This is a genomic window from Paeniglutamicibacter sulfureus (genome assembly GCF_039535115.1).
GTDB lineage: Bacteria > Actinomycetota > Actinomycetes > Actinomycetales > Micrococcaceae > Paeniglutamicibacter > Paeniglutamicibacter sulfureus.
In genome coordinates, this window is the sequence record NZ_BAAAWO010000001.1 from 1,942,641 (window position 1) to 1,967,530 (window position 24,890).

Here is a 24,890-nt window from a genome sequence, read left to right on the forward strand (position 1 = left end):
GTAAAGAAGTTAAGCCGGTTGATCGGTGGCGGGACGCGTCGCGCCCGCCACCGACAACGTTACTTGGCTCGGGTGTAGAACGGCAGTGTGACGACTTCGAATGCCTCGGGCTTGCCACGCAGGTCAACATCGACCTTCGTGCCGACCTCGGCGAACTCCGGGGCCACGTAGGCCAGGGCCACCGGGTAGCCCAGGGTCGGCGACGGCTGGCCCGAGGTGACGGCGCCGACCTGCACGCCGTCCACGGACACCGGGTAGCCGCCGCGACCGGCGCGACGTCCCAGGCCCTTCAGGCCCACCAGGACCTTCTTGGCGCCTTCGGCCTTGATGGCCTCCAGTGCCTTGCGGCCCACGAAGTCCTCTTCCTTCTTGAAGGAAACGATCGGGCCAAGGTTGGCCTCGAACGGGTTGCCCTCAAGGGAAAGCTCGTTGCCGTACAGCGGCATGCCGGCTTCCAGGCGCAGCGAGTCGCGGCAGGCCAGACCCGCGGGGATCAGCCCGTGGTTGGTGCCGGCGGCCATCAGTGCGTCCCAGAGTTCGGCTGCCTGTGCGTTCGGCACGTACAGCTCGAAGCCGTCTTCACCGGTGTAGCCGGTGCGTGCCAGCAGCACGTCGATGCCGGCAACGGTGACCTCGTCGGCAGCGTAGTAGCTCATGTCCGAGACCACTGACTTGGCTGCCTCGTCGACCAGTTCGTGCAGGATGGCCACGGCATTCGGGCCCTGCACGGCGACCAGCGAGGTCTCGGCGGACGCGTCGGTGACTACCACGTCGAAGCCCTTGGCACGCTCGGCCAGGGCAGCGGCAACCACCGGGGCGTTGCCCGCGTTGGGCACCACGAGGAACTTTTCCTCGCCGCGACGGTAGGTGATCAGGTCATCGATGATTCCGCCTGCTTCGTTGCAGATCACCGAGTACTTGGCCTTACCGACCTTCATCACTGCCATGTTGCCGGCCAGCGCGGTGTTCAGGTACGTTGCGGCGTCGGGTCCCTCGACCCAGACCTCGCCCATGTGGGAGAGGTCAAACAGGCCAGCGGTGGCGCGCACCGCATTGTGCTCGGCCAATTCCGAACCATACTTCAACGGCATGTCCCAGCCACCAAAGTCGGTGAAGGATGCGCCTAGTTCCGCATGCTGTGCATGCAGGGAGGTTTTCTTCGGGTCGCTCATCAAGCTACCTTTCGTGAGGCTCAAAAATGAGTGTCGGAATTAGTTTTCGAAGGCTTCCGGCGGGGGGCAGGAGCAGATCAGGTTGCGATCGCCACCTGCTCCGTCGATGCGTCCCACGGCCGGGAAGTACTTGTCAATGCGCAGGGCATGCACCGGGAAGGCTGCCTGCTCAACGGTGTACTTGCGGTTCCAGGCGGTGTTGACCACGGCGGCCACGGTGTGCGGGGCGTTGCGCAGAGGGGATTCCTCGAGAGAGAAGTCGCCGGCGAGCACCTGCTGCATCTCGGCGTGGATCGCGATCATGGCCTCGATGAAGCGTTCGATCTCGACCAGGTCCTCGGACTCGGTCGGCTCCACCATCAGGGTGCCGGCGACCGGGAAGGACAGGGTCGGGGCGTGGAAGCCGAAGTCGATCAGGCGCTTGGCCACGTCCTCGGCGGTGACGCCGGTCTTGTTGGTCAGCTCGCGCAGGTCCAGGATGCACTCGTGTGCGACCAGGCCCTTGTTGCCGGTGAACAGGATCGGGAAGTACTCGTTCAAGCGGCTGGCAATGTAGTTCGCCGAGAGAATTGCGATCTTGGTGGCGTCGGTCAGGCCTTCGCCGCCCATCATCGCGATGTAGGCCCAAGAGATCGGCAGTACGCCGGCGGAGCCGAACATGGTGGCAACCACGGGGATGCCGTCGCGGATCGAGTAGGTGTCCGACGGGTCGCCCGGCAGGAACGGGATCAGGTGCTCGGCAACGCCGATCGGGCCCACGCCCGGTCCGCCGCCGCCGTGCGGGATGCAGAAGGTCTTGTGCAGGTTCAGGTGCGACACGTCGCCGCCGAACTTGCCCGGCTGGGCGAGGCCGACCAGGGCGTTCATGTTGGCCCCGTCGATGTAGACCTGGCCGCCGGCCGCGTGGACCTTGTCGCAGACCTCGCGCACGTCGGCGTCGTAGACGCCGTGCGTGGACGGGTAGGTGATCATGATGGCAGCAAGGGTGTCCTTGTTGGCTTCGATCTTCGCGTCCAGGTCGGCTGCGTCGATGGTGCCGTTGGCTGCAGTCTTCACCACAATGACCTTCATGCCGGCCAGCACGGCGGAGGCGGCGTTGGTGCCGTGCGCGGAGGCAGGGATCAGGCAGACGGTGCGCTGGTCATCGCCGTTGGACAGGTGGTAGCCGCGGATGGCCAGCAGGCCCGCGTATTCGCCCTGCGAACCGGCGTTGGGCTGGATGGAGACGCCCGCGTAGCCGGTGATGGTGGTCAGGCGGCCTTCGAGGTCGGTGATCAGCTCGCGCCAGCCCTCGGTCTGGTGTGCCGGGGCGTACGGGTGGATGGAGGCGAATTCCGGCCAGGAAATGGATTCCATTTCGGCGGTGGAGTTCAGCTTCATTGTGCACGATCCCAGCGGGATCATGGTGCGGTCCAGGGCCAGGTCGCGGTCCGAGAGCTTGCGCAGGTAGCGCAGCATCTGGGTTTCGGACTTGATGGTGTTGAAGATCGGGTGGCTCAGGTAGTCGCTGGTGCGCTGCAACGATGCCGCCAGCTCGTAGCCCTCTGCCTTGAAGTCCTCACCCGTGACGCCGAAGACACCGGCGATGGCCGCAACGTGTGCCGAAGTGGTGGCTTCGTCGGTGGATATGCCCACGGTGGTGGCATCCACGCGGCGCAGGTTGATGCCGGCTTCCTCGGCCTTGGCGATGATGGCGGCCGAGTCGGCGACCTTCACCTGCACGGTGTCGAAGAAGGAGTCGGCAACCAGTTCCAGGCCGGCACCGGAGAGCACGGTGGCGATGGTGCGGGCGTGGTTGTGGACGCGCTGGGCGATGCGCTTAAGGCCAGCGGGGCCGTGGTAGACCGCGTACATCGAGGCCGTGATGGCCAGCAGCGCCTGGGCGGTGCAGATGTTGGAGGTGGCCTTCTCGCGGCGGATGTGCTGCTCGCGGGTCTGCAGCGCCAGACGGTAGGCCGGGAACCCGGCGTCGTCCTTGGACACGCCGACCAGGCGGCCGGGCAGCTGGCGTTCCAGGCCGGTGCGCACTGCCAGGTATGCGGCGTGCGGGCCACCGAAGAACAGCGGGACGCCGAAGCGCTGGGTGTTGCCCACGGCGATGTCGGCACCCTGTTCGCCCGGCGCGGTGATCATGGTCAGTGCCAGGATGTCGGCGGTGATGGTGACCATCGCGCCGCGCTCCTTGGCAGCGGCGATGACGGCGGTGTGGTCAACCACGGCGCCGTTGTTGCCCGGCTGCTGCAGCACGATGCCGGAGATGTCACCCTCGGGCAGGCCCTTGGACAGGTCCGCGATCTCGACCTCGAAGCCCAGGGCTTCGGCGCGGCCCTGAACCACGGCGATGGTCTGCGGGAAGAGGTTGGCATCGAGCACGGTCTTGGCGTTGCCCTTTGCCTTGTTGCCACGGCGCATCAGCAGCACGGACTCGGCGACGGCGGAGGCTTCGTCAAGCATCGAGGCGTTGGCGATAGGCATCGCGGTCAGGTCCATGACCATGGTCTGGAAGTTGATGAGCGCCTCGAGGCGACCCTGGGAGATTTCCGGCTGGTACGGGGTGTAGGCCGTGTACCAGGCCGGGTCTTCGAGCACATTGCGCAGGATGACCGGCGGCGTGAAGGTGTCGGAGAAACCCTGGCCGATCATCTGGGTCTTCATGACGTTCTTGTTTGCCAGCACGCGCAGGTCCGAAAGGACCTCTGCTTCGGTGCGTGGGGCCGGCAGGTCCAGGGGTTCGCTCTGGCGGATGTCGGCGGGAACGGCGGTGTCGACGATTTCGTCGATGGAAGAATAACCAAGCTGGCTCAGCATGGTGTCGATGTCGCTGCCCTGCGGGCCAATATGGCGGGCGACGAACTCAGCGGACGGGGTCACGGTCATGGGGAACTCCATTGGGTCATCGGCGTGCGTACACACCGAACGAGCTGCAAAGTTCCTCCCCGACCCTGTTGCTTGACCTGAGAGTTTCCGCGTTGCGCCGGTCCGTGAGGGCGGGGCACGCTTGCACCTTCGGTGAGCCGCACCGCCGAACGGCGGTGTTGCTACTTTCCAGAGTTGCCTCTTCGCGGCGGTACGGGGGCCTGAGAGTTTCCCGGGGAGGAATTGCTCCTACGGCGCCCGACCAACTTTCGTTGAACGGGACTCTCCCGCCGCATGTCAGTGGCTGCGCCCCCTTCGAGGCACGATCACCATCCTACCGGCGATGCGTGAGCCAGACAACACGGACATGCCTGGATGAAGCAACACGTCTTTTACGCGGGCCACTCCTGCGCGAGGGCACACATTGCACCCCGGGCGAACCCTGGCCCGGCAGTTCACGATCCTGGAGGCACCTAGAGATTGAGGAAGACGAAACCGACAAGTTGCCCACATCGACAAGGGCATGCGAGAGCAGCGGGTATCGCAGGCTCAGGGCAAGGATCCCGGCCATTGGGAACAGCCCGCGCGCCAAGTCCGACAATCCACACCCATGCCGGACGCCTGGCGCTGCGTCGAAACCACGCCCACCGCTGCCCCGCACCGGCGGCCAACGAAATCACGATGGCAATCAGCCCACAGCCGCGCCGCTCGGGCGTTCGTGTCCATGGCAACACGCGCGGCCAAATGCCCGGCAGCAATGATGAACAGCGGGGTGGCCAGCAGCATAAACCCCCGCACTCTCGTGCTTGCCCACCATCCCGACCCTCCGACGGACGCGGTTTCCGATCACGCCTTCCAGCCCCCGCTCTCAGCCATGCCTCCAACCCTTCGCATCCGGGCGCATGATCCTCAAGATTTTCACACCTCAGCAGGGCACTTCCCGCTGCATCCACGGTCCACACCCGGGCGTCGCAAACAATTTTCAACGGATTCATCCTGAAATACTTGACAGTTCAACCATTAGGGGTCTACCGTATCACTTGAAGGTTCAACAAACAGGATTTGAGGATCACATGAAGAACTTCCTCGCTCGACTCTTTGGAAAGAAGAACGACATGAACATCGACATCACCATCATCGGCACCGGCAACATGGGCCGCGCGCTTGCAACACGCTCGATCGCCGCCGGCAAGAGCCTGCAGGTCCTGGCCCGCTCCACCGAGACCGCAGCCACCTTTGCCGCCGAGCTCGGTACCGGAATCGCCAGCGGGAATACCGCCGAAGTCCCGGCTGGCCGCATCGTCGTTTTGGCCCTGCCCTTCGACGCCGCCAAGGAATACGTCGCCGCCCAGGGTTCGGCCCTGGACTCCAAGATCCTGGTCGACATCACCAACCCGGTGGACTTCGCAACCTTTGACTCGCTGACCACCCCTGCAGGAAGCTCGGCCGCCGAGGAAATCTCCGCCTTGACCTCCGCCACCGTCGTGAAGGCCTTCAACACGACCTTCGCCGGTCCGCTGACTTCCGGCTCCGCCGACGGCAAGCCGCTTGATGTCTTCGTTGCCGGCGAGGAATCCGCCCGCAGCGAGGTAGCGGCATTCGTCATCGCCGCCGGCATGCGCCCGTTGGAGGTCGGTGGCCTGCACCACGCCCGCGAGCTCGAGGGCTTCCAGCTGCTGGTCATGGCCATGCAGGTCAATCCGGCGCTGCCCGACTTCAACTGGGGAACCGCGCTGACGATCGTGGGCTAAGACCCCCGCCTGCCCAATCCGGGATATTCGAGGGGACGGAACCGCCACCGGCGGTTCCGTCCCCTCGTGCGTTGCCTCGGTTGGAGGTGTTCGGGCCTAGACGATTCCCGAGACGCCTAGCCACGAACCGATGGCGAACGTGACGGCGAGCGCCGCGGCCCCTCCGATCAGCACCCGCAGGGTGGGCCGCAGCACCGAGGCCCCGCCCAGCCGCGCGCCCGTCGCCCCGGTCACCGCAAGCGCCAGCAGCACCGCCGCAAACGTCACCGGAATCCTCAGGCCCACGGGAAGGAACACCGCCGTGGCGAAGGGCAATGCCGCACCCACCGTGAACGCGATGGCCGAGGCGATTGCGGCATTCCACGGGTTGAGCACCTCGTCCTCGTCCAGCTGCAGCTCGACATCGAGGTGTGCCTTGAGCACGTCGTGCTCGGTCAGTTCCCGGGCAACCTGCTGGGCCGTTGCGCGGCTCAGCCCCTTGGCCTCGTAGAGACCGGCGAGTTCAGCCAGTTCTTCCTCAGGCATCTCGGCCAGTTCCCGGCGCTCCTTTTCAATGAGCGCCTTCTGCGAGTCAGCCGAGCTGGATACCGAGACGTACTCTCCCAGCGCCATGGAAATGGCGCCGCCGATCGCAGCGGCGGCACCGGCAGCCACCACCGGACCCGTGGCCGTGGTGGCACCGGCGACGCCGACCACGACCGCTGCCACCGAGACGATTCCATCATTGGCGCCGAGCACCCCGGCCCGCAGCCAATTCAGCCTTTCGGCCAGGCCCTGGTCGTGGGGTTCGCCCTCATGCTGCATCTCCTGCTGGTCCATGGACACCAGCAAAGCACCAGACCGCCGCATTCGCCAGCGGCCGTTCCTCGCATTCGGCGGGACGGGCAGGTCCTACGGCGCTGACGCCGCCTCCAGGGAGACCAAGTCGGGGAAGCGGGGGCGCAGCGAATCGCCCGAGGAAGTCCCGGTGAGCCGGCGCTTGACCCATGGTGCCAGGTATTCCCTGGCCCAGACGGCATCCTCGCGCAGCCTTTCGATGCGGGACTTGGCAGTCGGTGCCGAGAGCTCGGGCACCTCGATGTGGGCCTCGTGTTCCAGCACGCGCAGCACCTTCGCCGCCAACAGCGTGTGTCCGGCTGTGTTCATGTGCAAGCGGTCGGTGGACCAGTAGCGCCAGTCCCGGAATTCACGCCAACGCCAGTAGTCGGCAATCACGGCACCGAATTCATCTGCGATCTCGCGGACGGCCTCGTTGTAGATGGCGGTACGGCCGCGGGTCTTTTCGAAGATGGCCGAACCGCTGGAATCAAAACCGGTGAAGAGCACCACCGCGGCACCGGTGGCGGCCAGTTGCGCCACCGCATCCCGGTAGGCGACCATCAGCGAGTCGATGTCCACCGCCGGGCGCAGGATGTCGTTCCCGCCCATGTACAAGGTGACAAGCGTGGGCTTGAGTGCGAGCGCGGCAGGCAACTGCTCGGCGACGACCTGGCCGACCTTCTTGCCGCGGATGGCCAGATTCGCATACCCCCACCGCGGGTCGGCACAGAGCTGTTCGGCCACGCGGTCGGCCCAACCGCGCACCTGGTGGGGCCGCAGCGGATCGACATCCCCCATGCCCTCGGTGAAGGAATCGCCCAATGCCACAAATCGTTTCGAAAATTCCACGGTTTCAGCCTAGCGGCACGCGCCGACCGTCTTCGGCCCGTGCCGCGTGTCCTCGCTTCACGGGGTTGCACCGAGCCCGGGCACAGCGGGCGCTTAGCTTGGAGGGGCACGGTGGAATGCATGAAGACCAGACAACGCCATCCGGCACCCCACACCACCAACAGGCGGCAGTCAGCCCGCCCGATTTCCCCACCGGACGGCTTCGTGCAAGCCATGCCCGTTGCCGGAACACCGGAAGGCGGCCATTCGGCCTCGGAATCCCGTGAGGAAGAGGTCCGGTTTCATTTCGTGGCCACCCGGCAGCCGGTCGATCCGGCACAGATCCCGTGGCTTGATGAAATCAGCGGCAGCCACGACGTGAACGAGGCATCCTCCGGGATCATCTAGGAGGAGAGCAGCACCTGGCGCGACAACACACTGAGTTGCCCGCCGCGCGAGCCGGTGCCATTGGCCTCGGCACGCGCCGGGACGTAGCCCAACGCCAGCCCGTAGGCCGGGTCCGCATAGCCCAGCGACGCGTTCGCCCCGTCGTGTCCGAAGGCCCTGGCGGAACCGAAGTCGTTGTTCGGGTGCGCCTTCATGAACCCGATGCCGAAGGCCCCGGGCATCCCATTGGCCCGGGACAGCCCGTACACCCGGTCCTGGCTCACCGCGGCAATGGTTTCGGCGGTGAGGAACGGGGCGTGTTCGTCCCCGGATTCGTCCACGAACCCCGTGGTGGCCGCGGCATAGAGCCTGGCCAGGCCGCGGGCGTTGCCCACCCCGCCGAGAGCGGCCAGGCCGGCCTCGCGGATGGTTCGTTCGTTCGGCACATCGATGATGTCGAAGCTCGGCCCCTTGGGTCCGTCGAAGCCGCCGGTCGAGTTCAGCGCGAGTCCAAACGCCGAGAAGGGGTCGATGAACGGCGCCGGTTCAAGGGCATTGTCCTTGAGCACCGGGCGGAAGCGCGGCTCAAGCTCCTCGGGCAGACCCAGGTAGAAGTCAATGTCGTGCGGGGCACGAATGCGGCGTTCGAAGATGTCCTGCAGGGACTCCTGCGCGCAGCGCCGGGCAAGTTCCTCCATGAAGACGCCCATGGTCAGCGCATGGTAGGAATGGATCCCGGGTGCGTTCCACAGCGGTGCGGCGGCGGCCATGATGCCGGCTGCCAGCCGGGAGTCAACCAGTTCCTCCTGGGTGAAGCCGCCTTCAACGCCTGGCAGGCCGGCCTGGTGGCTCAGCAGCTGGGCCACGGTGATGCCCGCCTTGCCTGCCGCAGCAAACTCCGGCCAGTACACGGCCACCGGGGCTTCGAGGTCCAACAGTCCTTGCTGCACCAGCAGCGAGATGACCAGCGCGCCGGCGCCCTTGGAGCAGGAGAAAACCCCGGTCATCGTCTCGCGCGTGCAGTCCTGCCCCACGCTGGCGTCAAGCACCAGGTTTCCGGCCTGGTAGATGGCCAGTTGCGCGGAATATCCCGGGTCGGCGGCGGCGAAGGAGCCCAGCAGGTCCGCCACGGGGGCGAAGCGCTGGTCAATGACGTTGATCGTGTTCGTCTGCGTAGTCACCCGCACCACATTACCCATTACCGGGAGGTTTCCCGTTGCGGACCGTGACAATGGTGTACTCAGCTGGCCGGAGTTTCCTGCCGGTAACGCAGCAGCCAGCGTTCATCGACCTGCTGCCAGAACGATGAACAGAGGATCACTTGGTCCCCTGCCAACAGACGGTACGCCAGCTGCACCTTGTGCTGGCCCCACGGAGTGGCGGCAAGCACCTGAAGGGCACCGCCGGCCGGCAGCGCATGACCGCCGGTGAGCGCGGCGATAATGGTGGAGCGGTCCGTCAGCGAACCGTCACGGCTGATCTCCTGGAACTCCGGGTGCAGGAACGCCATGACCTCGTCCAGGTCACCTCGCACCGCAGGTGAGAGCAATTCGCTTTCCAGCTCGAAGACCATCTGCAGTTCCGCAGCGCTGCTGGCCGAGGGATCGGTGGCTCGCGGGGCGGACGGTTCGGGCACCGGGGCCACGGGCGCGGACTCTGCGGGTTCCGTGGGTTCCGTGGCAGCCAAGCTGTCCGGCGTCGCCACGGGCGCCGACACGGCGCCAAGGTCCTCCAGAACCAGCACACCGGGTGCCTCGGGTGACGCGGGCTCGGCGGGGTCGGCATTTTCCCCGGCGCCCGGCGCCCCCTCAAGCCCCGGTCCGGCATTGGGTTCACGACCCGACTGGTAGGCGGTCGCCGCGTCGCGCGCCCGCACATCGGCGGCCTCGTTGAGCTCGTGGCCGGCATGGCCCTTGACCCACTCGAAGGTGTACTTGCGGCCCTTGATGGCGGCGTCGATCTCCTGGAGCAGGTCCAGGTTCAGCACCGGCTTGCCGTCTGACTTCTTCCAGCCCTTTTTCTTCCAGCCCGGCATCCACTTGGTCACCGAGTTGATCACGTACTGCGAGTCGCACAGGATGTGCAAGTCCTCGTCGGGCAGGTGGGCGGTGGAGCGGAAGAGGTCCAGGACCGCCATGAGCTCGCCCATGTTGTTGGTGCCGTGCGCCCAGCCGCCGGCACGCCAATGGTCGTCGTCGATGTACCAGGCCCATCCTGCGGGTCCTGGGTTTCCGAGGGCTGATCCGTCTGCGGCTGCGGTGATCGTCATGGTTTCAATCCTGCCACGAGCCCACCGACGCTTTCACATCGGCCCGCTTCGGCGGGCATCGACGCGACTATGGCCATGTCAGCCGGGGCGTCGTAGGCTGGGGCGACAAGGATGGGCCCGGGCACCGCGGCACCATGCACCACCGCCAGCGACGACCGAAGTGCAGCCGCCCGCGCCGGGGATTGACCGGCACGGGGGCATTCCGTCCGTCGCCGGGTCGCCAGGGTCCCGTCCGCCACGCGAAAACTGCGGAAGGTATTGCTGCCCATGTCTGAAAACAAGGCCGTCGCCTACAAGTCGCCCGGTGTCGTCGAGGTCATCGACACCCCGTATCCCACCTTTGAGCTGCAGGCCGGCCCCGGGGTGAACGCCGCCAACGTGGGCCGCAAGGTCCCGCACGGGGTCATCTTGCGCACCGTGGCCACCAACATCTGCGGCTCGGACCAGCACATGGTCCGCGGCCGCACGACCGCTCCCCCGGGCTTGGTCCTGGGGCACGAAATCACCGGCGAGGTCATCGAGACCGGCCCGGACGTGGAATTCATCAAGGTCGGCGACATCGTCTCGGTCCCCTTTAACATCTCCTGCGGACGCTGCCGCAACTGCAAGGAGACCAAGACCGGGATCTGCCTGAACGTGAATCCGGATCGGCCCGGATCGGCCTACGGCTACGTGGACATGGGCGGCTGGGTCGGCGGCCAGGCCGAATACGTGCTGGTCCCCTACGCCGACTGGAACCTGCTCAAGTTCCCGGACCGGGACCAGGCGCTGGAGAAGATCATGGACCTGACCATGCTCTCCGACATCCTGCCCACCGGCTTCCACGGCGCGGTCACCGCCGGGGTCACCGTCGGCTCCACCGTCTACGTCGCCGGCGCCGGGCCCGTCGGGCTCGCCGCCGCCGCGTCCGCCCAGCTGCTGGGGGCCGCGGTGGTCATCGTGGGCGACATGAACGAGGACCGCCTGGCCCAGGCCCGCTCCTTCGGTTGCGAGGGCATCAACGTCGGCTCCGGGGACCCGGCAGACCAGATCGAACAGCTGCTCGGGGTGCGCGAGGTGGATTGCGGCATCGATGCCGTGGGCTTCGAGGCCCGCGGGCACGGACACGGCGCCGAGGCGCGCGAGGCCCCGGCAACGGTGCTGAACTCGCTCATGGACCTCACCGTCGCCGGAGGCTCCCTGGGCATCCCCGGGCTCTACGTCACCGGCGACCCCGGAGCCGTCGACGACGCGGCGAAAAAGGGAAGCCTCTCCCTTTCCCTGGGCACCGGCTGGGCCAAGTCCCTGTCCCTCGCCATGGGCCAGTGCCCGGTGATGAAGTACAACCGGCAGCTGATGATGGCCATCCTGCACGATCGGATCCACATCGCCAAGGCCGTCAACGCCCAGGCGATCTCCCTCGCCGACGCCCCGCGCGGCTACGCCGAATTCGATGCCGGCGCCGCCACCAAGTACGTCCTGGACCCCAACGGCTACCTCTCCAACTAGACCGCCGCGGACGCCGGCGGGCTTCCGGGACCGCCGGCGGCCGCCCGCACCGTCATCGCCTCACCCGAAGCCTATGCGGGCGGCATCGCCACACACTGAAGCACCCCGTCCCATTGAACGGGGCGCTTCACTGTGTGGGTTAGTTCCGCTCGGCCACGAACTCATCCGATGCCCCGGCCGGAGCCGAGGCAGAGACGGGCGCCGCAGTGGTTCCTAGGAGCCCGGAGAGCATTCCGGCGATATCGATCTCGGTGCTGCCCTTGATCATGGCAAGCCCCTCGGCGACAATGCGATTGGCCTGCTTGACCGCATCCGAGGCGCCGTCCGAACTGATCACCGTGTAGTTGTCGATGCCAGACACGGCATCCGAGCTGGCCTTGACGATTTCCGGCAATGCGCTGATTGCAAGGAACGCCAGTGACGCCTGCGTGTGGCCGGTCAGGGCCACGGCCTTCGCATCTTCGGCCTTGGCGGTTGCCTCACCAATGGCGGCGATGGAAGCACCTTCGGCTTCGCCGCGCACGCGCACGGCGTCGGCTTCCGCCCGGGCCTTTAGCTCGATGGCCGAGGCCTCGCCCTGGGCCTGGAACACCTCGGCGTTCTTGGAGGCCTCGGCTTCAACCGTCTTTGCCGCGGCGCGTGCCTCGGCGTCGGCGATGGACGCCTTCTTGGAGCCTTCCGCCTCAATGGCCTTCGAGTTGGCGCGCGCGGTGGCACTGAAGACGTCCGCGTCGCGCTTGGCTTCTGCGTCAGTACGCATCTTGTAGGCCTGGGCGTCGGCCGGCTTGTGCACTTCGATATCCAGGCGCTCCTGCTCCACCAGGGCCTGCTCGGTCAATGCCTTGCGCTCGAGGGCGGCAACCGTGACGTCCTGCTCGGCCTTGGCAATCCCCTTGGCGGCATCGGCGATAGCTTCGGCGCGGTCCTGCTCGGCCTTAAACTCGGACTTCTTAATCGCGAGGTCACGCATCAGGGCGGCGGTGGCGCCTTCCTGCTCAATGCGTGCGGCTTCCGATTCTTGGAAGGCCTTGGAGGTGGCCACACGTGCTTCACGCTTGGCCCGTTCGAGGCCCGGCTTTCCGACTTCCTCCAGGTAGTCGATGGTCGTCGGCATGTTGTCCGGGCCGATCACCGTGCGCGAGGGGGTGCTGACCGAGGAGATGTTGAAGGCGTCGATCTGGATGCCCTGTTCCGCGAACTGGGTGACCGCCGATTCCAGGGACTGGTCCTGGAATTCCTTGCGGTTGTTGTTGGCGTCTTCCACCGACATCGCCGAAACGATGCCGCGGAGCACTCCCTCGGCAGACTTGGTCACCGAAGCGTTCAGGTCTTCCTTGGAGTGTGTCAGGAAACGCTGGACGGCCTTGCTCATGCCCTCCACCGAGTCGTCAAACTTGAAGTTCAGGCTGGCCGTCACCGAGGTGGTGATGAAGTTCTTGTCAACACCTTCCACGGCAAGTTCCACCTGGCGCTGTTCCAGGGACATCACAAACTTCTGGTGGATGATCGGCAGGAAGAGCACAATGCCCTTGGTGAAGATCTGGACTTGGCCCTTGGCGCCCTTACCGGCACGGATCACTGCCTGGTTGGGTGCGACAGTGACTAATCGTGTGGTGGCGTACCAGACGAGTGCAACAAGTACGGCGAGGATGGCGACGATGGCGACGACGGTTCCATTTGCGGCAAAACCCATGGTTAAAATCCGTTCAGTTCAGAGGTGGATGCGACCCTGATGCGGTCTCCAACAATCGCCACTACGGCAATTGGTGTGCCCTTCTCGATAGGGCTGCTTGAAAATACGAGGCGCTGATTGATTTCATCGGGGTGGTCCAGCTGAACCTTCCCGACGATGTCAGTGATGTCGGTGGTGGCTACGCCAAGAAGTCCGATGACTTCGTGCGGCTGGACGTTGGAGATACGAGCCATCTTTCGGGCAAGCAGCGCTACGCCGACGATGCCAATTACTCCCAGCAGGGCTCCGGCACTGTAGGCCAGAAAGAGTGGGCCGTTGTTGAGCAACACAATCGCACCCGCGGCGCCGAAAAGCGTGGCTGCCGCACCGACGGCAGTGGTGGAGATGATTCCGTCGAAGAAATCGACAAGCTCTCCCAGGGTCATGGACACGATGAGGAGCAGGAGGCCAGCGCCTCCGATCACTGCGAATGCGAGCATGCGGATTCTTTCGTGAGTTGTTTGCGGGGCCGAATGGCGCAGCATGTTTCCTGTACGGCAAACTCAGAGACACTTTGCGCCGGGGTTTTCCCAGGTGTGGAAATATCCCGACACGGGATGGATCGATGCCCGCCTGGGATACAGCTCGATTACTGCACCTGACATATAGTCTATCCATTTGCCGTAAAGATTCAGGTAGGCGGCGTCGCGTGCGGGTCGGTTCGCCAGCGGCAAGCGCCGCCACCCGCCAGCTGCAGCTCTGCGCTTGGCTCCGTGGTGCTCGCCGACGGATTCTTCGAAGAACGAATCGAAACGTCGACCGTGGCCTCGGGTTCCGCGCCCACGCAGTCTCCAGTCCGGCCGTCGATCCGGCCACGCACCGCGCCCGGGGCGGCCAGGCTCAGGCGTGGGGTGAGCGCAGCGGGGACCGCATTGCGAAAAGCAGCGAATCACGGTCCACACCATCGATCCGCTTGTGTCCGGGCAGGTAGTCGACGCACCGCATGCCCACCTTCTCCAATACCCGCACCGAACCGGTATTCTCCGGTCGGCAGGTGGCCACTACCCGGGAAATCCCCAAGACATTCCATGCCAGCTCCAGCATGGCCGCAGCCGCTTCCGCCGCATAGCCGTACCCCCAGGCATCGGCCCGCAGCACGTAGCCAATTTCGGCCTCTTCCGGGCCCCGGGCCACATCGGATTCCGCACGCATCAACGCTATCGAGCCGATGGGCGTGGAATCGCGCGTCACCGCCAGGGTAATGGTTTCCCGCGGCTCCAGCAGCTGTTTCCCGCACTGGCGCAGGAACGCGGCCGTCTCTTCGATGGTGTTCGGGCCCCATTCGACAAAGGCGCACACCGTCGGATCCGCGGCGAAGGCGTGGACCGCATCCAGGTCGCCCTCCCAGAATTCCCGCAGGACCAGGCGCTTCGTGGAAATCTCCATGAAGCACATCATTCCACGACGTTCCCGATGGGCGGCGCCGCTGCCTTGCCACGCCGCGTCCGTCAGCCGGATGCGGCGTGTTCGAGCCCGCACAACCGCGACGGCGGGCATAGGCTCATATCCATGGGCTCACTGCTGAGCGCAACCCAGCGGGCCGATCTCTATGATGCGGAAAACCGCTGGGCTGCCGACGACGATTTCTTCCTCACCTTTGTCAACGAACGGCCCGCAAGCCGCGTGCTCGACCTGGGTTGCGGCACCGGACGGCTGACCCTTGCGCTGGCCGGAGCCGGGCACGAGGTGACGGGCATCGATCCGCATCCCGGCTCGTTGGCCGCGGCGCGGGCCAAGCCCGGTGCCGACGCGGTGACGTGGGTCGAGGGCACCTCCACCGCGCTCGGGCCCGACGCCGCCTTCGATACCGTCCTGATGACCGCGCACGTGGCCCAGGCCATCATCGACGAGGACCAGTGGCGCCGGACGCTGGCCGACATCCGGCGGGTGCTGGTCCCCGGCGGCAGGTTGGTCTTCGACTCCCGCGACCCCCGGGCGAAGGCCTGGGAACGCTGGACGCCGGCCTGCACGCGAAACCAGTTCACGCTTCCGGACGGCACCAGATTGCACCTGTGGCTCGATTCGGCGCCGCACGAGGCCGGACTGGTGAAGATCACCGAGCACCGACTTTTTGCCGACGGCTCCCGCGAGCTTGAGGACGCGGTGCTTGCCTTCCGCAGCGAGTGGCGGCTGCGTGGAGACCTGCTCGCCGCCGGGTTGCATGTCGATGCCGTGCTGGGCGGCTGGAGCGGCGAACCCGTCGGCCGGGGAGCCGCCGAACTCATCGTTCTCGCGCACCGCTGAACGACACCTGGCTTTCCGCCGCGACCCTGCCCGCGCGATTAATGCCGGAACACCACCCCTGTCTCTCACCGATAGCCGGAGGCGTCCGCGGGCAACCCGGGGTCCTGGACCTCGACCATGTACCGCCAGCAATCCGGTGCCGAGCCGTCCACGTCGGTGAAACCGTATTCGCGGGCCAGCCCGCCGGAAGAGAACGATCCTCCGCTGCGCGCAAAGACGTCGGGATCCGCAGCCAGCGCCGCAACGGCACGGCCCACAAAACGCGGGGATTCGCTGATTGCGGCAAAATGCCCGTCCGCGCCCGTGGCCGATCGCCAATTCGATTCGGTGACGCCGAAGGCCTCGAGCATCATCTCCGAGCGCAGCCAGCCCGGGCTCAGGGCCACGGCCGCGCAGCGATGCTGCTTCAACTCGTGCGCCAACGTGAAGGCCATGCGCAGCGGCGCGTTCTTCGCCAGATCGTAAAACGTGGAGAGCCGATAGTGTTCCCGGTTGTACGCCCGGGTCCCATCGGTCACCTCAACGACCAGGCCTCCGGGATTCCTGGCCAACAGCCCCAGCGCGTGGTGGGCGGTAATCAAGTGGGTCTTCACACCGAGTTCCAGCATCCGCAGGCCGGCCTCGAGGTTGTGTTCCCAGATCGGTTGGTCCCAGCCGATGAGCTTTTCGCCGCCCCAGATGTCGTTGACCAACACGTCCAGCCGGCCCTGCTCGGCATCGATGCGTGCCACCAGCGCCGCCACCGTGTGGGAGTCCAGGTGGTCAACTGCCACCGCGATGCCCCGGCCGCCGGCCGCGTTGACCATCTCCGCTGTCTCCTCGATGGTTTCGGGTCGGTCGTATTCGCTGCGCGCGGCGCGGGTGCTGCGGCCCGTGCAATACACCGTGGCCCCCGCCTCGCCCAGGGCAATGGCGGTCCCGCGGCCTGCGCCGCGCGTCGCCCCGGCAACCAGCGCGATCTTCCCCGTCAATGCTCCGTCGATTGCTCCGTCCATGTATCCACGCTAGCCCCGGCAGACGTGGCACTGCCAGAGTCCGGCGCAATGGATTCTCCGGCCCCTGGATATGCCAAAGACCCCGCCCGGGGGATCGGACGGGGTGTTTGGTGAACGTGGCGACGCGGTGCGCGATCAGCCCAGCGGGTAGAGGGGGTTGTGCCCGGCCGTGACCTTCTCGGATTCGCGGACCGGATCCGGGGCGGTGCCGGTGCCCCAGGGGTTTCCGCCAAGCGCCTCGCGGCCGTGCGGCTCGAGCCAGTTTTCCAGGTCGGGGCCGCCCGGAACGATCTGCGTCGGGTTGATGTCCTCGTGAACCACGTAGTAGTGCTTCTTGATCTGGTCGAAGTCGACGGTGTCGCCGAATCCGGGCAGCTGGAAGAGCTCGCGGGCGTAGCCCCAGAGGTTCGGCATCTCGGTGAGCTTGTTCCGGTTCGTCTTGAAGTGCCCGTGGTACACCGGGTCGAAGCGCACCAGCGTGGTGAACAGGCGAACGTCGGCCTCCGTTATCGAGTCCCCCATCAGGAAACGGCGGGTGGACAGGCGTTCCTCAAGCCAATCCATGGCAGTCCAGAGCCGGTCATAGGCCTCGTCGTAGGATTCCTGGCTTCCGGCGAAGCCGCAACGGTAGACCCCGTTGTTGACCTCGGTGAAGATGCGCTTGATGACCGGCATCATCTCTTCGATCATCTCTTCCGGCAACAGGTCGGGGGCGCCTTCGCGGTGGAAGTCCTTCCACTGGGTGGAGAGGTCCATGGTGATCTGCGGGTAGTCGTTGGTCACCACGGCACCGGTGGGCACATCGACAATGGCTGGCACCGTGATGCCGCGCGGGTAGTCGGCGAAGCGCTTGAAGTAGTTTTCCTGGATGCGCTCGGTGCCCAGCACCGGGTCCACCCCGCCCTCATCGAGGTCGAAGGTCCAGGAGCGCACATCGTGCACCGGTCCGGGGGTGCCCAGCGAGATCGCGTCCTCCAGGCCCAACAGGCGACGGACGATGATGGCGCGGTTGGCCCAGGGGCAGGCACGTGCCGCCACCAGCCGGTAGCGCCCGGCCTCCACGGGCCACAGGTCAGCGCCTTCGGCCACACCGGCGTGTACATTGCCAATACTGCCCGCGGTCGGCCCTCCGGAGGCGCGCACCCCGTCGGGATCGGCGACGATCCGGTCCTGGATGTAGTTGGTGTCGCGCGTGAATTCCGCGCCCGTCACATATGCACCGGCGGTGCTGTGCTTGTCTTCGCTCATAACCCAACCCTAGTTTCGTGTGCATGGATGCACCATCTCGGAAAAAGAAGTCGGCCTGCCCGGGAGGGAAAGATCCCGGGCAGGCCGTGTTGCCGTCGGACCGCGCACACGTGCTTGTCAGCACCTGCGGCAAGGATGGGTCCGGACGGAGGATCGAAGGCCGGGTCCCGCCCCCCATGGTGCGCGGGACCCGCCATTCGAGGCTTAGGTATTCAGGCCTTAGGCGGAGACCATGGCGGAGTCGCGGACCGACTTCAACGCAACGGTCCACGGCACCAGCTGGTCCAGGACCGGAGCCAGCGAGGCGGCCTGCTGCTCGGTCGGCTTGAACACCGAGAAGTTCTCGAAGTCGGTGAAGAGCGAGAACATGCCGGTCTTCTGCACGTGGGCAACCTGAAGCTCGGACAGGATGCCGCGCAGGTGCTCAACGGCGCGCACGCCGAAGGCGGAGCCGTAGGAGACGATGCCGGCTGCCTTGTTGGCGAACTCGGCGTTCAGGTAGGACAGCGCGTTGGCCAGGGCAGGGGCAACCGAGTGGTTGTATTCGGGAGTGACGAAGACGTAGCCGTCGAATTCGGCGATCTTTGCGGCCCAGGCCTTGGTGGCATCGTTCTGGTAGTTCTGGTACGCAGCCGGGTAGGCTTCATCCAGGAGCGCCAGGTTGAAATCCGCGATGTCGACGAGCTCGTAGTCGGCGTCGCCTCGCAGTTGGGCCTGTTCCAGTACCCACTGTGCAACGCCGGCGTTGTTGCGGCCGGGACGGGTTGAACCGGTGACGATGGCAATCTTGGTCATGCTTGATCTCCTTGGACTGGGCGAGACGCGTCGACTATTTGCTGACACATCAACTAAAACTTGATATTTCCATCCTGCCGCGAGACGATTGACGTGTCAACTAATTTTTCCGAAGTGTGAGGCACACCATGCCCGAGCCCCGTTGGCTCAACGAAGACGAACAACAGCTATGGCTGGAGTTCCGCGAGTTCCTCTGGGGCTACCCCCGGGCCATGGATCGCCAGCTGGCCCGCGATTCAGCCATGTCCAGCGGCGAGTACTCAGTTCTTGCCGCCGTATCGCAGGCAGCTCCCGAGGCCTTGCGTCCCGGCGATCTGGCAGCGGCCCTGGAATGGGATCGCTCACGGGTGTCGCACCTGCTGCGCCGCATGGAGGCCAAGGGCCTGATCGAGCGGTGCGCTTCGAGCAGCGATGGCCGCGGCCAGGACATCAAAATGACCGACGCCGGCTGGGACACCATCCGCAGCGCCGCTCCGGGGCACGTGTCATTCGTGCGGGAAACGCTCTTCGACTCGCTATCGGCAGACGAGCAGGATCAATTCAGCGCGATGCTCTCAAAGATCCGCTCGGCGGCGGTTGAGCGCGAACTCTGGTGACCTCGAGGAGCGCCGCCGCGCCGCCTGCGGGGACCGAGGTAACAGACTTATTCGCCGTGTTCGGCCGTTGAGGGCCACTGGCCCTGCGCGGTAAAGGACGTGGCCCAGTAGTACGGATTCAGTTCACGCAACGAGCGCATTTCCCACTCGGCGCCACCTGCCGATCCCGGAACGGCGGCCAGGACCTCGGGTCCCCACACGGCAAGTCGCTCCTGGCAGATGCCGCACGGCGCCAGCACCTGGAAAGTTCCGTCCTCGGTTCCGCCGGTGACGCAGGCCGAAGCCACAACTTTCTTTCCCAGCGTGTAGGCCTGTGCCACCGCCCCGGTTTCGGCGCACAATGTTGCCGCAGCATTGAAGTTGTCGAAACTGACGCTGGTCAGGATTTGCCCGTCGTCCAGCACGATGGCCGCGGCTGCAACCGAATCCCGCGCCCCCGGCCACCTGGTCATTAGTTGTTCGATGGCCGCTTCAACGAGTTTTTGGTTCGGGTCCATGCGGCAATTCTGCCACGTCGGGCGAGTTGATGGCCTTCCAAGACGAAGGTAACCCCGGACAAACAGAAACTCAGGCAATTGCCCGGCGCCTGCCCACCAAGTGCCTTGGGCTGGTCCGCCGAGTTCCATCACGGCCACAGCATGCCCCGGTTATCCACATTTCCTGCGCCTCTCTTGCCGCGCACCTACCCGTGGGCTCCACACTGGGAGGCATGGAAACGCAGCAGCTCATCGAGGCACTCACCGGGGACGGTGGCGATCCGGGACACCCAGTGTCACCGGCCGGGAAGCTGCGCCTGCTCAACGCCCTGGCCCAATGCACCGACGAAGTCGCCGCCGAACTCACCGCGGAGATCACCTCCCCCACGCAGGCCGCATTGTTCGCCCACACGATCGAGCGCACCCATCGGCAGGTCGAACTCGCCCAGATCCGGGCCGCACACACCGCCCAACGCACCCTCGTCCAGGACCTGCCTGCACCGAACCTCGATCAGGCCCGCGAGATTGCGCGGGACCCTGCGGCATTCATCCGCGGTGAGAGGGAACTTCCCGCGGACCCTGCTACAGTCCCGACCGGGCTGATGCCCTTCAAGGACACTGCCGCGTTCCTGCAGGGAGACCTGGGCCTGAGTCACTTCGCCGCCCGCGACCGGCTCCACGCCGCCAATGCACTTCTTCCCCACGTCGACATCCACGGCAACACCCGCGGTCCCCGCTACCCCAAGCTCGCCGAGCAGGTCCACGCCGGAAAAGCCCGGCTGGGCGCCGCCACGGCTGCGGCACGCAAGCTGGACAAACTCGCCCCCTCCATTGCATCTCACACCCAGAGCCCGGACCTTGCCGCGCGTCTCGAGGAACAAGTCGCCGAATCCGTCGCTGCCGGCATTCCGCTCGCCACCAATAGGCTGTTCACTTCCCTGGCCGACGAACTCGACAACACTTCCACCCCCGAACCGTCCCCGGAGGACATCCGGGCGAAAACCGGCATCTTCATCACCAAACGCACCCGCCACTACACCTGGATGTCCGTGTGCATGCTGAACACCGACGCCGAGGTCTTCCTCTCCCATTTCGCTGCCTCAGACAACCCCCGCACGCTTGCCGGGAACCGCGAGGCGATGGCCGCGGCCGCCACCGGCATGAACCCCAGCACCAACATCAACGATGCCAACGGGGACGGCAACGGGACCAACGGATCCGGTGCAAACGACACCACGGACGGCCCGGACTGGTTCACTCACCCCGAAGCCACCGGGACCGACACCTTGGACAATCCAGCACCCGGACTCATCGACTCGTTCAACGCCACCGTCGACGGCACCGACGGGCTGACCCCTCCCCAACGCCACCTGCAGACCCTGCTCAACCTCATGCGCGCCCCCAGCAAACCGCCGGGCAAGGGAGCCACCGGGCTGCCCACCGCCCAACTGATCATCCACTGCCGCCTCGACACCCTCCTCGGCCTTGCCACGGGCAACGGCTGGAGCGCCCACGGACTCGAAATCCCGATCAGCGAAGTCCGAAGACGCCTCGCCACCGACGGGACGATTCCACTGGTCCTGGGCGGCCAAGGAGAAATCCTCGACGTCGGCCAGGAAATGCGCTTCGCCCCGGACCACGTCAGACGGGCCGTGCTGGCCCGCGACGGCGGATGCTTCTACCCCGGCTGCACCGTCCCGCCCGAACACCTGGAAATGTGCCACATCGACGGTTTTGCCCAAGGCGGGCACACCAGCGTCCACAAATTCACCCCCGGCTGCACAAGCCACCACCACATGGCCGACAACGGACTGCTCGAACTAGTCATCCACAACGGCATCCCGCACGTCGTATTGCCCAAGCACCTCGACCCCGAACAGCTACCGCGTCGCAACACCTACTGGCCGCAGAACCAGGCCGCTCTCTTCTAGGAATCCGGGACCTGCCAGCGCACAGGACCCCCCGACTCCACAAAACAATAGGGTGCAGGGGTTCTACCGCACCATCTGCGGAAGAACCCCTGCACCCTACTTCACGCCTCGACCAGTTCACGGACCGAAAGCCCGGTGTTAGCCGGCTTGGACGTCCTTTACCAGTAATTCCACCGCTCCGAAGAGCGGGTGGTCGGCTCCAAGGCCGGTGATCTTCGCGGTGGCCTCTTCACTGGAATTCGCTGCGAGGATGCCGGCCATTTCGGCGGCCTCGGTGTCTTCCGGGTCGTTGAACCGCAGCGCAGCACCCATCGCCTCGAGCAACGCCACCGGCTTGATGCCGTTTTCAGCCAGCTCGGCGGCCGGGCCGATGAACCGCTCGTGCCGGCTGAGCTTGCGCAGCGGCGCCCGGCCCACGCGCACCACGGTGTCCGGCAGGTACTCGTTGGAGAACCTGGCCAGGATCTTCTGCACGTAGGCCTCTTGGTCGGCCTCGGCAAAGCCGTGCTTGGACACCAACAGCGACTTGGTTTCGGCCAGCACCGCGGCAACCTTGGCAAAGACCCGCGGGTCGGCCATGGCCTCGGAGATCTTCTCCAACCCCGCGGCATGCCCCAGGTATGCCGTCGAAGCGTGACCCGTGTTGACCGTGAACAGCTTGCGTTCGATGTACGGGCCCAGGTCCTCCACAAACGTCGCCCCGGCGATCTGCGGAACAGCGTCCCCGAACGGGGTCTTGTCGATGACCCACTCGAAGAAGGTTTCCACCGTGACGTCCAGGCCCTGGCCTGGTGCCTGGTTCGGGACGATGCGATCCACCGCGGTGTTCGCGAAGATGGCCTTGGCTCCCACGGCCGGCGCGTCGGAGGCGCCGTCAGCCAGCACCGCGGCTTCAAGGATGTCGGTGGCGTTGATGGCGTTCTCGCATGCCATCACCTGCAGTGGAGCCAGTGCGCCGTCGCGCTTGGCGATTCCGGCGGAAACCAGCGGTGCCACGAACTTCAGGATGTGCGGCCCCACGGCGGTGGTGACCATGTCCGCCGTCGCTATCTCCGCGATGACCCGACCGGTTTGGGTGGAGGAGTTCAGCGCGCGGAAGTTGTCGACCCGGCGCACCTGCGGTTCCTGCCCCACCTCGTGCACGTCATAGCTCTCGGCCGCATCCAGCGCGGTGATCAGCGCGTCTGCCACATCGGCAAACACGATCTCGTAGCCTGCCTGGTGCAGCAGCAGTCCGACGAATCCGCGGCCGATGTTCCCGGCCCCAAAATGTACTACCTTCACGATGCGTTGACCTTTCCGAAGATATCGAGGATTTCCTCACGCGTGGTGGCAGCTTCCAGCCGCGCCACCTGTGCCTTGTCGGTGAAGACCCGGGCGATCGAGGCCAGGATCGCCAGGTGCTCGTTGTTCACCCCGGCGATGCCGACCACGAACTTGACCTCCTTGCCGTTCCAGTCGATGCCCTCCGGGTAGCGGATGATGGACACCGCGGAGCTGGCGATGTTTCCCTTGGCCTCGTTCGTGCCGTGCGGGATGGCCAGGAAGTTGCCCATGTAGGTGGACACGGTGGCCTCGCGGGTGTGCATCGAAGCCACATATTCCTGGTTCACCGCCCCGCGGGCCAGCAAAAGCGCGCCGGCCTCGTCGATGGCCGTGTCGCGCGTTGCGGCGCTGCCGGACAAGATGATGCTTTCACTCGCCAGGACCTCGGGACGTGCCGGGGCCGGGGCGTCCTGCTCGGTAGCAGCCGGTTTCGCCGTGTGCCGGGCGGTGGCCGCCGGTGCCTCGCCGGCTTGCGCACCCTCGGTTGCCGCCGGCGCACCCACGCTCACGGCGTCCTGGGGCTCCGCGTTGCGGGACTTGACGAGTTCGAGGATCTCCTCGTAGCGAGGGCTGTTCATGAAGTTGTCCACCGAGACGTGCACGGCGCTGGCCGTCACGGGTGCTGCACGGGCGGCCAGGTCCTGATGGGTCACCACGATGTCGTAGGTGTCGGAAAGGTTTGAGATGGCGGAGTTGGTGACCTTTACCTCGGCCAGCCCCTCCTTCTTGAACATGTTGCGCAGCACCGAGGCGCCCATGGCGCTCGATCCCATGCCGGCGTCGCAGGCGAAGACAACGCTGCGGACCGGACCGTTGCCCGTCTCGCCGGCAAACGCGAAACCAACCGAGCTCTTCTTGCCCTTCATGGCTTCCATCTTGGCTGCGGCCTCGCCGAGTCCGTCGCCCTCGGGGGCCTTGGAGATCTTCAGCAGGAAGGAACCGATCAGGAACGAGACGACGGTGGCGGCCACCACCGCGAGGGTGACGCCCAGGTAGCTGTCGGACGCCGTCATCGCGAAGACGGCAAAGATGCTGCCCGGGGCCGCCGGGGCACGCAGTCCGCCGCCGGTGAGCACCAGCATGAAGATCCCGCTCATGCCGCCGCCGATCGCGGCGAGGATCATGATGGGCTTCATGAGGATGTACGGGAAGTAGATCTCGTGGATGCCGCCGACAAACTGGATCAGTGCGGCGCCGGGGGCCGAGGCCTTGGCCAGCCCCTTGCCGAAGATCGAGTACGCCAACAGGATGCCGAAGCCCGGGCCGGGGTTGGCCTCGAGCAGGAAGAGCAGGGACTTGCCCTGCTCGAGGGCCTGCTCGGTCCCCAGCGGGGTGAGGATGCCGTGGTTGATGGCGTTGTTCAGGAACAGGACCTTGGCCGGTTCGATGAAGATGCTGGTCAGCGGCAGCAGGCCGTTGTTGACCAGGAACTGCACGACGGCGCCGGCGCCGTTGGAGAAGGCAATGACCAGCGGATTGATCAGCAGCATGCCGAAGATCGCCATGATCGCCCCGACGATGCCGGAGGAGAAGTTGTCGATGAGCATCTCGAAGCCGGGCTTGACCCGTCCCTCCCACACGCCGTCGAGCTTCTTCATGACGAGTGCGGAGAGCGGACCCATGATCATCGCGCCGATGAACATCGGGATGTCGGCGCCGACGATGACGCCCATGGTCGCGATCGCGCCGATGACGCCGCCGCGCACCCCGTGGATCATCTTGCCGCCGGTGTAGCCGATCAGCAGCGGCAAGAGGTAGGTGATCATCGGGCCCACCAGCGAGCCAAGTTGCTCGTTGGGGAAGAACCCGTCGGGAATGAACAGCGCGGTGATCAAACCCCAGGCGATGAACGCCCCGATGTTGGGCATGATCATCCCCGAAAGGAAGGTGCCGAACTTCTGCACCCTGACCCGCAGGCCGGCCCGGGGGGCGGCCTCAGTTGGTGTTGCCATGATTTTTCCTAATCGTTTGTCCTGC

At 65.7% G+C, this 24,890-nt stretch carries 21 protein-coding genes and 1 riboswitch; of the genes, 6 read left to right on the top strand and 15 right to left on the bottom strand.

Translation table 11 applies throughout. The features are described 5' to 3' along the window. Nucleotides 1–59: 59 nt before the first annotated feature. Entirely contained in the window at nt 60–1,172 is a 1,113-nt protein-coding gene (gcvT, locus tag ABD687_RS08880; protein ID WP_310292023.1) for a glycine cleavage system aminomethyltransferase GcvT, read from the bottom strand. 39 nt (nt 1,173–1,211) lie between these two features. After that, entirely contained in the window at nt 1,212–4,049 is a 2,838-nt protein-coding gene (gcvP, locus tag ABD687_RS08885) for an aminomethyl-transferring glycine dehydrogenase (protein WP_310292021.1), read from the bottom strand. A gap of 178 nt (nt 4,050–4,227) precedes the next feature. Beyond that, a riboswitch (glycine riboswitch) is annotated at nt 4,228–4,328 on the bottom strand. 773 nt (nt 4,329–5,101) lie between these two features. Between gcvP and ABD687_RS08890 the strand changes: the two genes are divergently transcribed. Next, nucleotides 5,102–5,779, top strand: a complete 678-nt coding sequence (locus tag ABD687_RS08890) for an NADPH-dependent F420 reductase (protein WP_264270018.1) — start codon at nt 5,102–5,104, stop codon at nt 5,777–5,779. Nucleotides 5,780–5,875: 96 nt separating this feature from the next. Here the strand turns inward: ABD687_RS08890 and ABD687_RS08895 are convergent, their stop codons facing one another. Together ABD687_RS08895 and ABD687_RS08900 are read right to left on the bottom strand one after the other, a co-directional pair. After that, nucleotides 5,876–6,598: a VIT1/CCC1 transporter family protein gene (locus tag ABD687_RS08895; RefSeq protein WP_264270019.1), complete on the bottom strand. Its 723-nt coding sequence runs from the start codon at nt 6,596–6,598 to the stop codon at nt 5,876–5,878. A 72-nt stretch (nt 6,599–6,670) separates the two neighbouring features. After that, nucleotides 6,671–7,447: an SGNH/GDSL hydrolase family protein gene (locus ABD687_RS08900; RefSeq protein ID WP_310292018.1), complete on the bottom strand. Its 777-nt coding sequence runs from the start codon at nt 7,445–7,447 to the stop codon at nt 6,671–6,673. A gap of 120 nt (nt 7,448–7,567) precedes the next feature. Between ABD687_RS08900 and ABD687_RS08905 the strand changes: the two genes are divergently transcribed. After that, nucleotides 7,568–7,834 (top strand): hypothetical protein, encoded by a 267-nt coding sequence (locus tag ABD687_RS08905; RefSeq protein ID WP_310292016.1) that lies wholly within the window; start codon nt 7,568–7,570, stop codon nt 7,832–7,834. Here ABD687_RS08905 and ABD687_RS08910 read toward each other — a convergent pair. Both ABD687_RS08910 and ABD687_RS08915 read right to left on the bottom strand, forming a co-directional pair. Then, a complete protein-coding gene (locus ABD687_RS08910; protein WP_302264767.1) occupies nt 7,831–8,994 on the bottom strand; it encodes a serine hydrolase domain-containing protein in 1,164 nt (387 codons plus the stop codon). The two genes, ABD687_RS08905 and ABD687_RS08910, sit on opposite strands and share 4 nt — an antisense overlap. Nucleotides 8,995–9,053: 59 nt before the next feature. Then, complete coding sequence (locus ABD687_RS08915) at nt 9,054–10,082, bottom strand: RNase H family protein (protein WP_302264765.1); 1,029 nt, start codon at nt 10,080–10,082, stop codon at nt 9,054–9,056. 267 nt (nt 10,083–10,349) lie between these two features. Here ABD687_RS08915 and fdhA point away from each other — a divergent pair, with 267 nt between their 5' ends. Continuing rightward, nucleotides 10,350–11,570 (top strand): formaldehyde dehydrogenase, glutathione-independent, encoded by a 1,221-nt coding sequence (gene fdhA, locus ABD687_RS08920; protein WP_310292013.1) that lies wholly within the window; start codon nt 10,350–10,352, stop codon nt 11,568–11,570. A 139-nt stretch (nt 11,571–11,709) separates the two neighbouring features. Here fdhA and ABD687_RS08925 read toward each other — a convergent pair whose 3' ends face one another. The 3 genes from ABD687_RS08925 to ABD687_RS08935 form a co-directional block, all read right to left on the bottom strand. Then, nucleotides 11,710–13,263 (bottom strand): SPFH domain-containing protein, encoded by a 1,554-nt coding sequence (locus ABD687_RS08925; protein ID WP_302264762.1) that lies wholly within the window; start codon nt 13,261–13,263, stop codon nt 11,710–11,712. Between the two features lie 2 nt (nt 13,264–13,265). Continuing rightward, nucleotides 13,266–13,742, bottom strand: coding sequence for an NfeD family protein (locus ABD687_RS08930; protein WP_302264761.1), 477 nt, complete (start codon nt 13,740–13,742; stop codon nt 13,266–13,268). Between the two features lie 400 nt (nt 13,743–14,142). Further along, nucleotides 14,143–14,688, bottom strand: a complete 546-nt coding sequence (locus tag ABD687_RS08935) for a GNAT family N-acetyltransferase (RefSeq protein ID WP_302264760.1) — start codon at nt 14,686–14,688, stop codon at nt 14,143–14,145. Nucleotides 14,689–14,811: 123 nt separating this feature from the next. Here ABD687_RS08935 and ABD687_RS08940 point away from each other — a divergent pair, with 123 nt between their 5' ends. Further along, nucleotides 14,812–15,546 (top strand): class I SAM-dependent methyltransferase, encoded by a 735-nt coding sequence (locus ABD687_RS08940; RefSeq protein WP_302264759.1) that lies wholly within the window; start codon nt 14,812–14,814, stop codon nt 15,544–15,546. Nucleotides 15,547–15,611: 65 nt separating this feature from the next. On the opposite strand, the gene ABD687_RS08945 is transcribed toward ABD687_RS08940, so the two are convergent. The 3 genes from ABD687_RS08945 to ABD687_RS08955 form a co-directional block, all read right to left on the bottom strand. Then, nucleotides 15,612–16,541: an SDR family oxidoreductase gene (locus tag ABD687_RS08945; protein WP_302264757.1), complete on the bottom strand. Its 930-nt coding sequence runs from the start codon at nt 16,539–16,541 to the stop codon at nt 15,612–15,614. Between the two features lie 135 nt (nt 16,542–16,676). Beyond that, on the bottom strand, nt 16,677–17,789 hold the full coding sequence (locus tag ABD687_RS08950) for a glutathione S-transferase family protein (protein ID WP_302264756.1): 1,113 nt from the start codon (nt 17,787–17,789) through the stop codon (nt 16,677–16,679). A 219-nt stretch (nt 17,790–18,008) separates the two neighbouring features. Next, complete coding sequence (locus ABD687_RS08955; protein WP_264270031.1) at nt 18,009–18,584, bottom strand: NADPH-dependent FMN reductase; 576 nt, start codon at nt 18,582–18,584, stop codon at nt 18,009–18,011. Between the two features lie 128 nt (nt 18,585–18,712). On the opposite strand from ABD687_RS08955, the gene ABD687_RS08960 reads away from it, so the two are divergent. Then, nucleotides 18,713–19,180 carry a MarR family winged helix-turn-helix transcriptional regulator gene (locus ABD687_RS08960; protein WP_302264753.1) on the top strand — a complete coding sequence of 156 codons (468 nt, stop codon included), beginning with the start codon at nt 18,713–18,715 and terminating at the stop codon, nt 19,178–19,180. Nucleotides 19,181–19,227: 47 nt separating this feature from the next. Here the strand turns inward: ABD687_RS08960 and ABD687_RS08965 are convergent, their stop codons facing one another. After that, entirely contained in the window at nt 19,228–19,677 is a 450-nt protein-coding gene (locus ABD687_RS08965; protein WP_302264752.1) for a cytidine deaminase, read from the bottom strand. A 212-nt stretch (nt 19,678–19,889) separates the two neighbouring features. Here ABD687_RS08965 and ABD687_RS08970 point away from each other — a divergent pair, with 212 nt between their 5' ends. Further along, nucleotides 19,890–21,587: an HNH endonuclease signature motif containing protein gene (locus ABD687_RS08970; protein WP_302264751.1), complete on the top strand. Its 1,698-nt coding sequence runs from the start codon at nt 19,890–19,892 to the stop codon at nt 21,585–21,587. A gap of 138 nt (nt 21,588–21,725) precedes the next feature. Here the strand turns inward: ABD687_RS08970 and ABD687_RS08975 are convergent, their stop codons facing one another. Together ABD687_RS08975 and ABD687_RS08980 are read right to left on the bottom strand one after the other, a co-directional pair. Then, nucleotides 21,726–22,871, bottom strand: a complete 1,146-nt coding sequence (locus ABD687_RS08975) for a mannitol-1-phosphate 5-dehydrogenase (protein WP_302264750.1) — start codon at nt 22,869–22,871, stop codon at nt 21,726–21,728. Further along, nucleotides 22,868–24,865 carry a PTS mannitol transporter subunit IICBA gene (locus ABD687_RS08980; protein WP_302264749.1) on the bottom strand — a complete coding sequence of 666 codons (1,998 nt, stop codon included), beginning with the start codon at nt 24,863–24,865 and terminating at the stop codon, nt 22,868–22,870. Before ABD687_RS08980 ends, ABD687_RS08975 begins: the two co-directional genes overlap by 4 nt. Between the last annotated feature and the right edge of the window lie 25 nt (nt 24,866–24,890).